The 14,085-nt window shown below is 73.1% G+C and carries 13 protein-coding genes; 7 read left to right on the top strand and 6 right to left on the bottom strand.

What is annotated here, in order from left to right; genetic code table 11:
* Window positions 1-120: 120 nt before the first annotated feature.
* Complete coding sequence (locus KLI87_RS07415; RefSeq protein WP_214616320.1) at window positions 121-423, bottom strand: hypothetical protein; 303 nt, start codon at window positions 421-423, stop codon at window positions 121-123.
* 228 nt (window positions 424-651) lie between these two features.
* Here KLI87_RS07415 and KLI87_RS07410 point away from each other — a divergent pair, with 228 nt between their 5' ends.
* Window positions 652-1,107, top strand: coding sequence for a tellurite resistance TerB family protein (locus KLI87_RS07410; protein WP_214616319.1), 456 nt, complete (start codon window positions 652-654; stop codon window positions 1,105-1,107).
* Window positions 1,108-1,116: 9 nt separating this feature from the next.
* Here the strand turns inward: KLI87_RS07410 and KLI87_RS07405 are convergent, their stop codons facing one another.
* Complete coding sequence (locus KLI87_RS07405; RefSeq protein WP_214616318.1) at window positions 1,117-2,052, bottom strand: M48 family metalloprotease; 936 nt, start codon at window positions 2,050-2,052, stop codon at window positions 1,117-1,119.
* Complete coding sequence (locus KLI87_RS07400; RefSeq protein WP_214616317.1) at window positions 2,049-2,444, bottom strand: BlaI/MecI/CopY family transcriptional regulator; 396 nt, start codon at window positions 2,442-2,444, stop codon at window positions 2,049-2,051. The genes KLI87_RS07405 and KLI87_RS07400 overlap by 4 nt, the downstream gene beginning before the upstream one ends.
* A gap of 267 nt (window positions 2,445-2,711) precedes the next feature.
* Between KLI87_RS07400 and KLI87_RS07395 the strand changes: the two genes are divergently transcribed.
* The 3 genes from KLI87_RS07395 to KLI87_RS07385 all read left to right on the top strand — a co-directional run bounded on the left by KLI87_RS07395 (window position 2,712) and on the right by KLI87_RS07385 (window position 6,298).
* Window positions 2,712-3,308, top strand: coding sequence for a calcium-binding protein (locus KLI87_RS07395; RefSeq protein WP_214616316.1), 597 nt, complete (start codon window positions 2,712-2,714; stop codon window positions 3,306-3,308).
* 177 nt (window positions 3,309-3,485) lie between these two features.
* On the top strand, window positions 3,486-4,796 hold the full coding sequence (locus KLI87_RS07390; RefSeq protein WP_214616315.1) for a deoxyribodipyrimidine photo-lyase: 1,311 nt from the start codon (window positions 3,486-3,488) through the stop codon (window positions 4,794-4,796).
* On the top strand, window positions 4,793-6,298 hold the full coding sequence (locus KLI87_RS07385) for an SDR family oxidoreductase (protein WP_156214207.1): 1,506 nt from the start codon (window positions 4,793-4,795) through the stop codon (window positions 6,296-6,298). Before KLI87_RS07390 ends, KLI87_RS07385 begins: the two co-directional genes overlap by 4 nt.
* Here the strand turns inward: KLI87_RS07385 and KLI87_RS07380 are convergent.
* Window positions 6,279-7,127: an alpha/beta fold hydrolase gene (locus tag KLI87_RS07380; RefSeq protein ID WP_214616314.1), complete on the bottom strand. Its 849-nt coding sequence runs from the start codon at window positions 7,125-7,127 to the stop codon at window positions 6,279-6,281. The two genes, KLI87_RS07385 and KLI87_RS07380, sit on opposite strands and share 20 nt — an antisense overlap.
* A gap of 321 nt (window positions 7,128-7,448) precedes the next feature.
* Here KLI87_RS07380 and KLI87_RS07375 point away from each other — a divergent pair, with 321 nt between their 5' ends.
* Entirely contained in the window at window positions 7,449-8,063 is a 615-nt protein-coding gene (locus KLI87_RS07375) for a TetR/AcrR family transcriptional regulator (RefSeq protein ID WP_156214209.1), read from the top strand.
* Between the two features lie 74 nt (window positions 8,064-8,137).
* Here the strand turns inward: KLI87_RS07375 and KLI87_RS07370 are convergent, their stop codons facing one another.
* Window positions 8,138-9,604, bottom strand: a complete 1,467-nt coding sequence (locus tag KLI87_RS07370; protein ID WP_214616313.1) for an MFS transporter — start codon at window positions 9,602-9,604, stop codon at window positions 8,138-8,140.
* Between the two features lie 535 nt (window positions 9,605-10,139).
* Between KLI87_RS07370 and KLI87_RS07365 the strand changes: the two genes are divergently transcribed.
* A complete protein-coding gene (locus KLI87_RS07365; protein WP_156214211.1) occupies window positions 10,140-10,970 on the top strand; it encodes an LLM class F420-dependent oxidoreductase in 831 nt (276 codons plus the stop codon).
* An 18-nt stretch (window positions 10,971-10,988) separates the two neighbouring features.
* Here the strand turns inward: KLI87_RS07365 and KLI87_RS07360 are convergent, their stop codons facing one another.
* Window positions 10,989-12,410 (bottom strand): amidase, encoded by a 1,422-nt coding sequence (locus KLI87_RS07360; protein ID WP_214616312.1) that lies wholly within the window; start codon window positions 12,408-12,410, stop codon window positions 10,989-10,991.
* Between the two features lie 424 nt (window positions 12,411-12,834).
* On the opposite strand from KLI87_RS07360, the gene ccrA reads away from it, so the two are divergent.
* Entirely contained in the window at window positions 12,835-14,082 is a 1,248-nt protein-coding gene (gene ccrA, locus KLI87_RS07355) for a crotonyl-CoA carboxylase/reductase (protein WP_214616311.1), read from the top strand.
* Window positions 14,083-14,085: the final 3 nt, after the last annotated feature.

Below are 14,085 nucleotides of genomic sequence, written 5' to 3'. Positions count from 1 at the left end.
GATACCAGCCACGTCATGAAAAGGGTATGGACGATTGCACACACCGGACCAGACCCTACAGTCGAACGTCTTTCCGAACTGTGACGGGTGACGCGAACCCGGCCTTCCCGGCCCGGGTTCTCAGGGGTAGACGTACAGGGCGGCGAAGACGTCCAAGCCGGCCCAGTACAGCTTGCAGCGGTAGTCGGTCCAGCTTCCGTGGGCGAGGCCGTAGTCGCCGTCCCTGAAGCAGAGTTCGCAGGTGAAGTAGGTGTCGGCGATCTTGCGGAAGCCCTGCGGCACGTTCGTCAGGATCGAGCACCGGGGCAGTTGCGGGTCCGGGCGGGCCGCGTCGGCGAAGGCGGGCGGGGATGACAGGACGGCGAGGGAGGCCAGGGCGACGGCGGCCGTCGGGCCGAGCCTCCTGAAGGCGTGGGAGCGCATGGCGTTTCCAGTTCTGGACGGGCCGCCGGGGTACTCCGCGTGCCTCCGGCGAACGGCCGGACGGGGACGGCCCCGAGTGTGCGCGCCCGGCTCCGCGCCGTACAGCCGGGTGGCCGGAGACGGTCGCGGGGAGCGATCCAGGCGCCGGTGGGCGGCGTCCGGGGCTTCTGCTACAGATGTAGCAGGTCGGCTAGGGTCGGGGGTGACCGACGACGACCGGAGGAACCAATGCCTTTCTGGGACAAGCTGCGCGAGTCCACACAGACCATGCAGACGCAGCTCCTCAGCAAGAAGAACGAACTGAAGAGCGGGGCGTTCCGGGACGCGAGCATGGCGATGTGCGCGCTCGTGGCGGCGGCGGACGGGAGCGTCGACCCGTCCGAGCGGCAGCGGACCGCCTCGCTCATCGCCTCCAACGAGGTGCTCCAGAACTTCCCCGCCGACGACCTGCAGCGGCGCTTCAACGACTACGTCGCCAAGCTGACGGCCGACTTCGCCTTCGGGAAGGTCGGGGTCCTCCAGGACATCGGCAAGACCAAGAAGAAGCCCGCCGAGGCGCGCGCCGTCATCCAGATCGGCATCATCATCGGCGGCGCGGACGGCCACTTCGACGAGAGCGAGAAGGCCGTGGTCCGCGAGGCGTGCTTCGCGGTCGGCCTGGACCCGGCCGAGTTCGAACTCTGAACCGGCCCGTCAGCGGAGCGCGAGCAGCGCCAGCAGGCCGGACGCGACGGCGTGGTCGAGTTGGAGCGTCGCGGCGGTCAGCGTGCTGGTGACGACGCCGTTGCCCATGAACAGCAGCGGTCCGGTGACGGAATTCTTGGCGGGCGGCGCGTCGAGCAGCGCCTCGACGCGCTCGATGACGCCCGACTCGGCGAACGCGGCGGCGGGGCCGGGGCCGGGAGCGGCGGCGGGGCCGGGAGCGGCGGCGGGGCCGGGAGCGGCGGGCGGATGGGCGAGGGCGACCTTGGCGATCGTGCGGGCGACGAACGCGCGGTCGCCGACGGCCTCGGCGGCGTCCTCGTCCGCCCAGCGCTCCACGGCCAGGCGCAGCCGCCGGTCCAGCGGGCGCAGCGCGGGCAGGAGCGCGCGGGCCAGCGCGCCGGAGGCCAGGTAGCGGTGGTGGCGGTGCCGCAGGTGCGAGGTCTCGTGCTGGAACACCACGTGCAGCTCGTCGGAGGCCAGCCGCCGCAGCAGCCCGCGCGACAGCAGCACTCCCCCGTGCCGGCCGGGGACCGCGACCGCGATCGGCACCTCGGTCTCCAGCGGCGCCCGCGCCCGCGACCTCGCCGCGCGCAGCTCGCGGGCCCAGCGCAGGGCGGCCCGTCCGGCGACGAGCAGCCCGGCGGCCGTCAGCAGCGCCGCCGGGAGGCCCACCACGTCGGGCACCGGGCGGTCGTCGCCGAACAGCGCCCACTCGGGGACGTGCGCGGCGGCGGACGGTGTCAGCGTCGCCCCGTAGTTGATCGCCACGAACACCCCGGTGCCGAGCGCGGCGACCGCCGTCATCGCGCCGGTCGTGGCCAGCAGCCGCGCCGACCACGACGGGTGCAGCGGCACCGGCACCCGGCCGAGCACGGCGCTCAGCGCCAGCATGACGGCGAGCGGCAGGAAGGTGAACCAGCTCACCCCCGCTCACCCCGCCCCTCGGTGACGGCGCCCTCTTCGATGGCGGCGCCTTCGAGGAACGCGCGCAGCTGGCGCGCCTCCTCGTCGCTGAGCGTGCTCACGAACCGGCTCAGCACGGTCCCGGGATCGCTCGCCAGCCGCAGGTGCTCGCGCATGCGGCCCGCCACCAGCTCGGACTCGTCGATGGCGAGCCGGTAGCGGTAGTGCCGCCCGGCCCGGGTCCGGGTGACGAGCCGCTTCTCGTGCAGCCGGTGCAGGATCGTGTTGACCGTGGTGTAGGCGGGCTCGCCGTCGAGGCGCTCGACCAGCTCCGCCGTCCGTGCCGAGCCGCCGAGCCCGGCCAGCGCCGCGAGGACCTCCGCCTCCAGTTGCCCGAGCGGTCTGCGCGGCACCGGCCTCACCCCTTCGCGGCGGACGTCGATTCCCCATAGACGGTAGCCGCCTCGGGGGTCCTCACCGTCCGCACGCGTCCGACCGCGCGCGGGGACTTCGCATTCCGCGTGAGTCGCCGCCCGCCGCTTGTGACAGTTCCTAATCCATTCGGCATTGATCATTGTCCATTGTCCTCAGCCGGTCACCACGCTTGTTGAGGCGGGCGCCGAAAGTGCGAATTGGAGGCGGCGCCGGCGAAGGCCCGACGCCGAAGGGAGATTGGACAGATGCGCATCAAGGCGATCGCCGCGACCCTGACCCTGTTCGGCGCGGCCCTCACCCCCGCGCTGTCGGCGGGCCCCGCCTCGGCCACCTCCACGACCTGCCTGGACGAGCGGACCGGCAAGGACATGACGGCGACCGTCCCCGCCGGGGCCGGCGCCGACAACATCTGGGTCGTGAACGGCAACGTCGTCTCCGCGCAGGCCGGGGACGACCGGATCTTCCTCGACCAGGTCACCGACGGCCCGTTCCCCTCGGACGCGGTGACCTGCGGGGACAACGGCGACGACTGGATCGGCTCCTACCTCGCCCAGCCGTCCGGCTCGATCGCGGCGCGCGGCGGGACGGGCGCCGACACCCTGCTCGGCGGCACCGCGGGCGACTTCCTGAACGGCAACGCCGGGACCGACAACCTGATCGGCAACGACGGCGACGACCGGCTGAAGGGCGAGGACGGCAACGACAACCTCTGGGGCGGCGACGGGAACGACTTCATCGACGGCGGCGCCGGAAACGACATCATCGACGGCGGCCCCGGAGTCGACACCTGCGTCGGCGGCGACGGATCCGCCTACACGGTCAACTGCGAAATCGTTTACTGATTCCTCCCGGCTCGAACAACGATTACGCGCCCGCTGAAACGCGCCCGGCCGGTCGCCTGGAGACGGCCGGGCGCCCGCGATTCGCGATCGGAGGCGCACGGGGGGCGTACGGGAGCGCCGCCGACCATCCGGCGCGCGGACGCATCCGGTCGCGGGTGCCGCCACGAAGTCCAGGTGATGAGTACCTCGATCCTGCTGTTCACCCGCGACCTGCGCGTCCGCGACAACCCGGCGCTGGCCGCCGCGTGCCGGGCGGACCGGGTCGTCCCGCTGTTCGTCCTCGACGACGCGATCCTCACCGTGCCGAACCGCGTCCGGTTCCTGCTGGAGAGCCTCGCCGACCTGCGCGCGTCGCTCCGGGCGGCGGGCGGCGACCTGCTCGTCCGGCGCGGCGATCCGGCCGCCGAGGTCGCGCGGCTCTCCCGCGAGGCCGGCGCGGACGCGCTGCACCTCGCCGACGAGCGGTCCGCCTACGGGACCCGGCGGCTCGCCGCGCTGCGGGAACTGGACCTCGCGGTGACGGCGCACCCGGGCGTGACGGTCGTCCCGCCGGGCGCGCTGACCCCGGCGAACGGCGACCACTACCGGGTGTTCACCCCGTACTGGCGCGTGTGGGACGCGGCGCGCCGCCGCCCGGAGGCACCCGAGCCGAAAGCGGTCCGGCTCCCGGACGGCCTGGACGCCGGGCCGCTCCCCACGGGCGCCGAGCTGGTGTCCGGCCCGCGCTCCCCCGATCCGGCGCCGGGCGGCGAGCGCGCGGGACGGGCGCGGATGAGGGCGTGGCTGCGTGAAACGGCCGACGAGTACGACCGGATCCACGACGACCTGGCCGCCGACCGCACCTCGCGGCTCAGCGCCTACCTGAAGTTCGGCTGCGTCTCCCCGCTGGAGCTGGAGCGGGCGTCCCGGGGCGGCGGACGGGAGGGCTTCCGGCGCCAGCTCGCCTGGCGCGACTTCCACCACCAGGTCGCGGCCGCCTTCCCCGGGCTCGCGCGGCGCGACTACCGGCCGCGCCGGGGCTCCTGGAACCGCGACGAGGACGCCCTGGCCGCCTGGCGCGAGGGCACGACGGGCATCCCGATCGTGGACGCGGGCATGCGCCAGCTCCGCCGCGAGGGCTTCATGCACAACCGCGCGCGCCTGGTCACGGCGTCGTTCCTCACCCGGAACCTGAACATCGACTGGCGCGAGGGCCTGCGCCACTTCGACGCCTGGCTGACCGACGGCGACGTCGCCGACAACGCCGGGAACTGGCAGTGGGTCGCCGGAACGGGGAACAACACGCGTCCGGGCCAGGTGATGAACCCGCTCCGGCAGGCCGCCCGGTTCGACCGCGGCGGCGACTACGTCCGCCGCTACCTGCCCGAGCTCGCGGAGCTGGACGCCCGGCACGTCCACCACCCCTGGACCCTGCCCGACGACCGCAGAAGCGCGCTCGACTATCCCCCGCCCATCTCGGGGTACAGGACGCCCGGGGAGGACGGATGAGCGAGACGGAGAGCAAGCTGTGCCTGGTCACGGGGGCCACCGGCTACATCGGCGGCAGGCTCGTGCCCGAGCTGCTGGACGCCGGCCACCGGGTGCGCTGCATGGCGCGCTCGGCCGGACGGCTGCGCGACCACCCCTGGGCGGACCGGGTGGAGGTCGTGGAGGCCGACGCCACCGACCCCGACTCGACCGCGCGGGCCCTGGACGGGGCGGACGTCGCCTACTACCTGATCCACGCGATCGGCGGCGCGGGCGGCTTCGCCGAGAACGACCGCCGCGCCGCGAGGACGTTCGCCGACGCGTCCCGCCGGGCGGGCATCGGACGGCTGGTCTACCTCGGCGGCATGGCCCCGGGCGAGGGCGGCCGCGACCTGTCGCCGCACCTCAGGTCGCGCGCCGAGGTCGGCGAGATCCTGCTCGACAGCGGCGTGCCGACGGCGTGGCTGCGCGCCGCCGTCATCATCGGTTCGGGCTCGGCGTCGTTCGAGATGCTGCGCTACCTCACCGAGCGGCTGCCGGTGATGGTCACCCCGAAATGGGTGCACACCCGCATCCAGCCGATCGCGATCCGGGACGTCCTGCGCTACCTCGTGGCCGCCGCGGACCTGCCCGCCGAGGTGAGCCGGGGCTTCGACATCGGCGGCCCGGACGTGCTGACCTACCTTGACATGATGCGCCGCTACGCCGCCGTCGCCGGGCTCAGGCCGCGCGTGATCGTGCCGGTCCCGCTGCTCAGCCCGTGGCTGTCAAGCCTGTGGGTGGGCACGATCACGCCCGTGCCCGGCGGGCTCGCGCGCCCGCTGGTGGAGTCGCTGCGCAACGAGGTGGTGTGCGCGGACGACGACATCGACCGGTACGTCCCACCGCCGCCGGGCGGCGCGACCGGCTTCGAGCGGTCGGTGGAGCTGGCGCTGCGCCGCGTCCGGGAGGCCGACGTCGCGACGCGCTGGTCGTCGGCGAGCGTCCCGGGCGCGCCCAGCGACCCGCTGCCCACCGACCCCGACTGGGCGGGCGGCAGCCTCTACACCGACGAGCGGACCTGCCGCGCCGCCGCCCCCGCGCAGCGCCTGTGGGACGTGGTCGAGGGCATCGGCGGCGAGCGGGGCTGGTACTCCTTCCCGCTGGCCTGGCGCGTCCGGGGCCTGCTGGACCGGCTGGTCGGCGGCGTCGGCCTGCGGCGCGGGCGCCGGGACCCGCGCCGGCTGCGGGTCGGGGAGACCGTCGACTTCTGGCGGGTGGAGGCGATCGAGCCCGGACGGCTGCTGCGGCTGCGCGCCGAGATGCGGGTGCCGGGCCTGGCCTGGCTGGAGCTGCGCGTCGAGGACGAGGGCGGCCGCGCGCGGCTCGCCCAGCGGGCGCTGTTCCACCCGCGCGGCCTCGCCGGGCACGCCTACTGGTGGGCGTTCCGGCCGTTCCACGACCGGATCTTCGGCGGGATGTGCCGGGGCATCGCCCGCGCCGCCGAACCGTCCGGCGGGGACGTCACGGCAGGTCCGCGATGATCTCGGCGACCCTCGACGGCATGGACAGGAACGGCGAGTGGGACGAGTCGAGCGCCACGACGCCCGTCGGGTTCTCCGGGTAGGCGGCGTCGGCCTCGGCGATGAACCTGTGCTGGCACGGCGGGCAGAGCGCCCGGTCCCGCGCGCAGGTGACGTAGGTGCGGGGCACCGACCCCCAGGCGTCGCGGGTCAACTCGATGCCCGTCGCGCCGAGCGCCGTGGACGAGTCGGGCGTCATCAGCCCGATCGCGGCCTCGGCCTCGGCCTCGCCGATGTCGTCGAAGAACGCCCGCCTGAGCATGCGGCGGTAGTCGGGGTCGGCCGAGGCGAGGTCGAGCCGGAGCGCCCCGATCACGTTCGGGTCGCCCTGGAGCGAGGGCGCGACGAGCGTCTCGGCGTTCTCGGGCAGGACGGAGTAGTCGTTCGCCGGGACGCCCGAGGCGGGCATGAAGGCGGCCAGGTACACCGCGTGCGCCACGAGTTCGGGGGCCCGCTGCGCCGCCCAGGTCAGCGCCGGGCCGCCCATGCTGTGCGCGACGACCGTGACCGGGCGTCCGTCGCCGAGCCGCCGGATCTGCGAGACCAGCAGGTCGCCCGCCTGCTCGACGCCGACGTCCGCGACCGGCGACCTCTCGACGGGCAGCGCCGCCGGGTCGAACGGGCGCCTGCTGAGGCAGGCGGGCCACCGGGCGCGGAGGCCGTGCCCCGCCATGTCGACCGCCAGCACCGCGCGCCCGGTGCCCGCCACGTGCCCGGCGACCTCGCTCCAGCACCAGGAACCGAACCAGAAACCGTGCAGGAGCAGCACCGGGGAGGAATTGCCGGTCATGGTCACTCCTCGTCGAAGGGGGGAGGGCAGCGACATCCGCGACAAGATCAACATACTACGCGGACCGCGTCTGTCCGGCGGGTGGGCACAAGCGGCGCGACAGGCCGCGCCGCGCGCCCGCTATTGCGGCCGAGTTCGCATTGATAAGTGCGCGTGCGACCACTTTCCGACACGTAATCCGACCGGCGTTCAGGCACAGCGGTAAGCTATTTGTGAACATCCTGGTATACTTTGGGATCGAGCGATCCGGCGGGGGCGTGCGTCCGGCTCTCGCGGTCGGCTCGACCCTTGGTATTTCCCAGCGATGCGGAGTGAACACCGATGGCGGAAGCGGATTCGGAGCGGCGGTCGAGGCGGCGCCAGATGTCCAAGGACGAGCGCCGCGCGGAGATCATCGCGACCGCCGCCGACCTCTTCGAGAAACTGGGTTACGCGGGCGCCTCGATGGACGACATCGCCGCCGCGGTCGGAATCGGAAAGCCCACTCTGTACCACTACTTCCGCAGCAAGTCGGAACTGCTGTGGTACATGCACGAGGAGCTTATCGACGGCCTGACCGCCGCGCACCGCGCACGTGTCGAGCGCGGCGCCGAGCCGGTCGAGCTGCTGCGCGGCGTCATCCACGACTTCCTGGAGAACATCGCGACCAGGCGCGGCCAGTGCCGGGTCTTCTTCGAGAACCACCGCGAGCTGCCCGACGCCGACCTCGCCGTCGCCACCGAGAAACGCACCCGCTACGAGGCCATGGTGGAGGAGGCCGTCCGCGGCGGAATCGCCGACGGAACGTTCCGCGACGTCGACACCAAGCTGTTCAGCCTCGCGATATTCGGGATGAGCAACTGGGCCTACCAGTGGTACCACTCCGACGGGAAGTTCTCGCACGAGGAGATCGCCGACGCTTTCTGGGACTACGCCTACCGCGGCCTGCGCCCCTAATCCATTGCGACCGCCGGCCCGGCCTGCCCGGCCGGCCGATTGCGGGGCCGGGCCGGGCACACCGGGCGGCGTGATCAAATGCTGGTGACCGTGCCCGCCTCATCGGCTTCGGCGGGCCGCGCGGCGGCCGTCTCCTCGACATCGATCCGGTAGGTTTCCGGCAGCAGCAGTACCGACACGACGGTGATGAGGCAGACGCCCGCCATGTAGGCGGCGATGGCGAGCCATGAATCCGTCCACGCGTACAGGGACGTCGCGATCAGCGGCGCCAGCGCCCCGCCGACCACCGAGGCGACCTGGATGCTCAGCGACATCGCCGAATAGCGCGTCTCGGTCGGGAACGTCTCGGCGAAGAAGGCGCCCTGCGGCGCGTACATGGTGGTGTGCAGCAGGCCGAGCCCGACGACGAACGCGATCACGATGACGACCGGCGACTCTGTGTTGAGCAGCGGCCAGAACACGAACGCCCAGACCCCGACCAGCGCCGACCCGACCGTCAGCATCCCCCTGCGGCCGAAGCGGTCCGACAGCGCGCCCGCGACCGGCAGCATGACGAGTTGGACCGCCGCCCCGCACAGCACGCCCAGCAGCATCCGGCTCTTCGGCATGTCGAGGATGTCGTCGTTGGTGCCGTAGGCGACGGCGAAGGTCATGAACAGGTAGTAGGTCACGTTGATACCGATGTAGGCGCCGCCGATGAGGACGATCCGCCTCGGGTAGCGGCGCAGCGCCTCCAGGACGGGCGAGCGCGCGGCCCGCGCGGCGCGTCCCTCCGGCACGACCACCGGCACAGGCTCTGGTACGGGCTCCGGCTTGGGCTTGACGAAGGGCCCGGCCTCCTCCCCGCTCTCCGCCGCCGCGGCGCGCTGGAGGCGCTTGAACGCCTTGGTCTCCTCGATCCGGAGCTGGATGTAGATCGTCAGGCCGAGCAGCGCCACGCTCGCGAGGAACGGCAGCCGCCACCCCCAGGCGTCGAAGGAGTCGGAGTCGGTGATCCCGTCGGCGATCAGGAACGCGAAGTTGCCGACCAGGATGCCCGCGGGCCCGCCCGCGAGCGCGAAGCTGGAGTAGAAGCCGCGGCGGCGCGGCGGCGCGCTCTCCATCGCCAGCAGGATCACCCCGCCGGTCTGGCCGCCGAGCGCGATCCCCTGGACGAGCCGCAGCAGCACCAGCAGCAGCGGCGCCCCCGGCCCGATCGCGTCGTAGGTGGGCAGCACGCCGATGAGCGTGGTGCCGAGGCCCATCGTCAGCAGCACCATGACGAGGGAGCGCTTGCGTCCGTGCACGTCGCCGAGATGACCGAAGATCACCGCGCCCACCGGCCGGGCGATGAACCCGATCGCGAACGTGGAGAACGACAGCAGCGCCCCGGCGAGCGGGCTCTGACCGGGAAAGAACAGGTCCGGGAAGACCAGCGCGGCGGCGGTCCCGTAAATGAAGAAGTCGTAGTTCTCGATGCTCGACGCGGCCAGCGCCGCGGCGGCGATCTTCAGCGTGCTCTTTTTGGATGCGTCCTGCGGGGGTTTCTTTCCAGGGACCATCCGCGTTTCCTTTCAGCGACGTGGCGGACCGCCTCGCGACGGTCTCGCGCCCACCTGCCATACGCGCGGAAAGCGTGATCACCCGGAATTCCAGCGATCCGGGCGGCGCGTTTCGCGTGTCGGCCTACGTATGCGCTGAGTCCCCCGGGCAGCGCTGGGAGGGCCGCCGGTGCCGCAGGGGCGCCGGGCGGCCGGCGACTGTGCCCACGACGACGGCTTCCGGTCGCCCACGACGGCGGCTGTGGTGCGGCCACCGGTTCCGGATCCGCGGTGGTCGCCCGCCTTTTGAGCGGTGGCGCCACCGCGCCTCCGAGTTGACGACCGACCGGTCGGTCGTATGAATACGATTGCAGCCGGGACAGGGGGTGTCAACCCTTGAGCTGGCGTTTTCTCCGGGCTGCCGCGTTGCCGCTCCGCGCCGCGTCCACCTAAGATCGAAGTCGCCCGGACACGGAAATCGGCGATGCCATCCCCGGCGATTCGCCTGGCGTCTCGCCGGAAAGTCAGCAGGACGACGACAAGTCTCGGAGAACCCATGAAGTTCGGCATCTACACGCTTTTGACGGCCGCGAGCATCCGGCCCGAGGTATTGGCCCGCGCGGCGGAGGAACGCGGCTTCGACTCCCTGTTCATCGCCGAGCACTCGCATATTCCCGTCCGCCGCGAGACGCTCTGGCAGGGGCGCGCCGAACTGCCGGACGCCTACTACCGCACGCTCGCGCCCTTCCCCGCGCTCGCGGCGGCGTCGGCGGTGACCTCCACGCTGCTGCTCGGCACCGCCGTCGCGCTGCTCGCCCAGCGCGACCCGATCCACACGGCCAAGGAGGTCGCGACCCTCGACGTCCTGTCCGGCGGGCGGGTGATCCTCGGGGTCGGCTCCGGCTGGAACCGCGAGGAGATGCGCAACCACGGCACCGACCCGCGCACCCGGGGCGCGCTGCTGAACGAGCGGCTCGCCGCGATCAAGGCGATGTGGACGCAGGACGAGGCGGAGTTCCACGGCGAGCACGTCGACTTCGACCCGATCCACCTGTGGCCGAAGCCGGAGCGCCGCCCGCACCCGCCGATCTACGTCGGCGGGGAGAGCGACGCCGCGCTGGACCGGATCGCCCGGTTCGGGGACGGCTGGCTCCCGCGCGCCGCGACCACGCCCGAGGAGATCCGCCGGTTCTCCGCGCGGCTGGCCGAGCGGGGCCGTCCGGACGTCCCGATCACGCTGGCCGGGCTTGGGCCCGACGCCGAGGCGGTCGCGGGGCTCGCCGAGGCGGGCGTGGAGCGGATCGCGTTCGAGCATCCGACCACGTCCGAGAGCGAGTCGCTGCGCGCCCTCGACGAGTTGGCCGCGTTCGCCGACAGGCTGCGCTGACCGCGGCACCGCCCGCCCTCAGGACGCCGGGGCGGGCGCCGCGGCGCGGGCGGCGGGCGGGTCCGCCATCGGGTGCACCCGCTCCACCGCCCGCGCCACCGCGAGCACCAGCGCGTCCGCGTGCCGGGGGCCGACGATCTGGAGGCCGATCGGCAGCCCCCCGGACGTGCGGGCGACCGGCACGGTGATCGCGGGCTGGTGGGTCATGTTGAACGGGTAGGTGAACGGCGTCCAGCGCGGCCAGTCGCTCAGCCCGCTGCCCGGCGGGACGTCGTGCCCGGCCTCGAACGCGGGGATCGGGACGGTCGGGGTGATCAGCACGTCGTGGCGGGTGTGGAACTCGCCCATGCGGACGCCGAGCGCCACCCGCTCCACCTCCGCCGCCAGGTAGTCGGCGGCCGAGCAGGTGAGCCCGCGCTCGATCACGGCGCGCAGGCCGGGGTCGACGCCGGCGCCGTCGCCGAGGACGTCGCGCCACTTCGCCGCCCCGGCGCACCACAGGATGTCGAACGCGTCGTAGGGGTCGGGGAAGCCCGGGTCGGCCTGCTCGACGCGGACCCCGGCGTCCTGGAGGGCCCGCGCGGCGGACGCGACGGCGGCGGCGACCTCGGGGTCGACCCGCGCGTAGCCGAGGTCCGGGGAGAAGGCGGCGGTGACGCCGGCGACGTCGCGGCCGAGCGTGTCGGTGTAGGGGGTCGCGAGGGGGCCGAGCGCGAACGGGTCGCGGGGGTCGGGGCCCGCGAGCACGTCCAGCAGGAGCGCGGCGTCCTCGACGGTGCGCGCCATCGGCCCGGCGTGCGCGAGGACCGCGAGCGCGCTCAGCGGGTACTGCGGGACGCGGCCGTGGGTGGGTTTCAGGCCGACGACGCCGCAGAAGGACGCCGGGATGCGGACCGAGCCGCCGCCGTCGGTGCCGACCGACAGCGCGCCCATGCCGGACGCGACCGCCGCCGCGCTGCCGCCGCTGGAGCCGCCCGTGGTGCGGGTCGTGTCCCAGGGGTTGCGGGTCACGCCGGTCAGCGGGTTGTCGCAGACGCCCTTCCACCCCATCTCGGGCGTGGTGGTCTTGCCGAGCAGGACCGGCCCGGCCTCGCGCAGCCGGGCGGCGGCGGGGCTGTCGACGTCCCAGGGCTGGTCCGGGTCGACGCACCGCGAGCCGCGCAGCGTCGGCCAGCCGCGGGTGAGGAACAGGTCCTTGATCGACATCGGCACGCCGTCGATCGGGCTCGCCGGGGCGCCGGCCCGCCAGCGCCGCTCGGCGGCGCGGGCGCCGGCCAGCGCGCTCTCGGCGTCCACGAGGGCGTAGGCGTTGCAGTCGCCGTCGTGCCGCCGGATCGCCTCCAGCGCCTCGGTCGTCGCCTCCACCGGGGAGATCGTCCCGGCGGCGTAGGCGGCCACCAGCTCCGCCGCCGTCAGGCTGTGGTATCGGTCGCCGGCCATCGGTCCTCCTGAGAATTCGGGCTGAAAATTCCACACTCCGCCAAAAGGGCAGGAGAAAACGTCGATGCGCATTCTCGACAGGACGCCCGTCGATTGATCGGCGCTCAGAGGGGGGTGGAGGACAATGGCGGTCCGGGCGGCGGAAACCGCCGGATCTGCCTGGAGATGAGCTGCGGAGGGCGAGGTGTCGACGCAGGTGGGCGCGGTGTATCAGCGCTCGGCCGTGGCCCGACCGACCGGTCGGATGACTTGAAGCTACCTCGCCATAGCAGGGCCGTCAACCCTCCGCGACCAGGGATTGACATTGCGCCTCGGCGCGTAGTTCCATCCAAATTAGGCGGTCGCCGAGAAAGCGTCGGGCGGCGCGTCCCGAGCAGGCGATGAACTCCCAGAAGCCGAGCCCTCGAAACGGCAGGAGCGATTGTTGTCCATTGATGCGAGGATTCCGATCGGCGAGGTGCCGCCCCCCGGCACCCGTCCGGGACGCATGTTCGCGCAGGTCGTCCGGCAGGGCCGGTTCGGCGACCCGCTGACCGCCTTCGAGATCGAGGAGGTTCCGGTGCCCGAGCCGGGGCCCGGCGAGGTGCTGGTCGCGGTGATGGCGGCGGGCATCAACTTCAACAACGTGTGGGCGGCGCGCGGCACGCCGATCGACGTGATCGCCGACCGGCGGCGCAAGGGCGAGCCGTGGGACTTCCACATCGGCGGCAGCGACGCGTCCGGCATCGTCCACGCGGTGGGCGAGGGCGTGGAGTCGGTCTCGCCGGGCGACCGCATCGTCGTCCACCCCGGCCACTGGGACCCGGACGACGCGTGGGTGAAGGACGGCGACGACCCCATGCTCGCCCCGAGCGCCAAGATCTGGGGGTACAACACCAACTTCGGGTCGTTCGCGCAGTTCTGCCTGGCCCAGGAGCACCAGATCCTGCCCAAGGCACCGCATCTGACCTGGGCGGAGGCCGCCGCGCCGACGCTGGTCGGAACGACCGCCTACCGCATGCTGTTCGGCTGGGACGGGCACCGCCTGCGCCCCGGCGACCTCGTCCTCGTGTGGGGCGGCTCGGGCGGGCTCGGCACCCAGGCGATCCAGCTCGCGGTCGCGCACGGCGCGGACGCGGTCGCCGTGGTCTCCGACGACCGGCGCGGCGAGTACGCGACCCGCCTCGGCGCGATCGGCTACCTGAACCGGGGCGGTTTCTCGCACTGGGGCGTGCCGCCCCACTGGGACGACGCGCCGGGCTACGGCGCGTGGATGAAGGAGGCGCGCCGGTTCCGGCAGGCGCTCTCGGAGATCGCCGGACGGCGCAGCCCGCGCATCGTGTTCGAGCACCCGGGCGAGGCGACGATCCCCACCAGCGTGTTCCTGTGCGCGCCGGGCGGCATGGTCGTCATCTGCGCCGGGACGTCCGGGTACTCGGCGACCGTCGACCTCCGCTACCAGTGGGTCATGCAGAAGCGGCTCCAGGGCTCGCACGGGACCAACGACGACCAGGCCCGCGCCTACAACGACCTGGTCAGGGAGGGGCGGATCGACCCGTCGCTGGGGGAGGTCGTCCCCTTCCACGAGATCGGGCGCGCCCACCACGACATGGCGAACGGCATCGAGGTGTTCGGCAACCGGGTCGCGCTGGTCGGCGCCCCTGACGAGCACGCCGGCGTGACGGGCCGATGAGCG

Origin of the sequence: Actinomadura sp. NEAU-AAG7 (assembly GCF_018603865.1) — a bacterium.
Classification (GTDB): domain Bacteria; phylum Actinomycetota; class Actinomycetes; order Streptosporangiales; family Streptosporangiaceae; genus Spirillospora; species Spirillospora litoris.
This window is presented reverse-complemented; position numbering and strand designations above follow the sequence as displayed.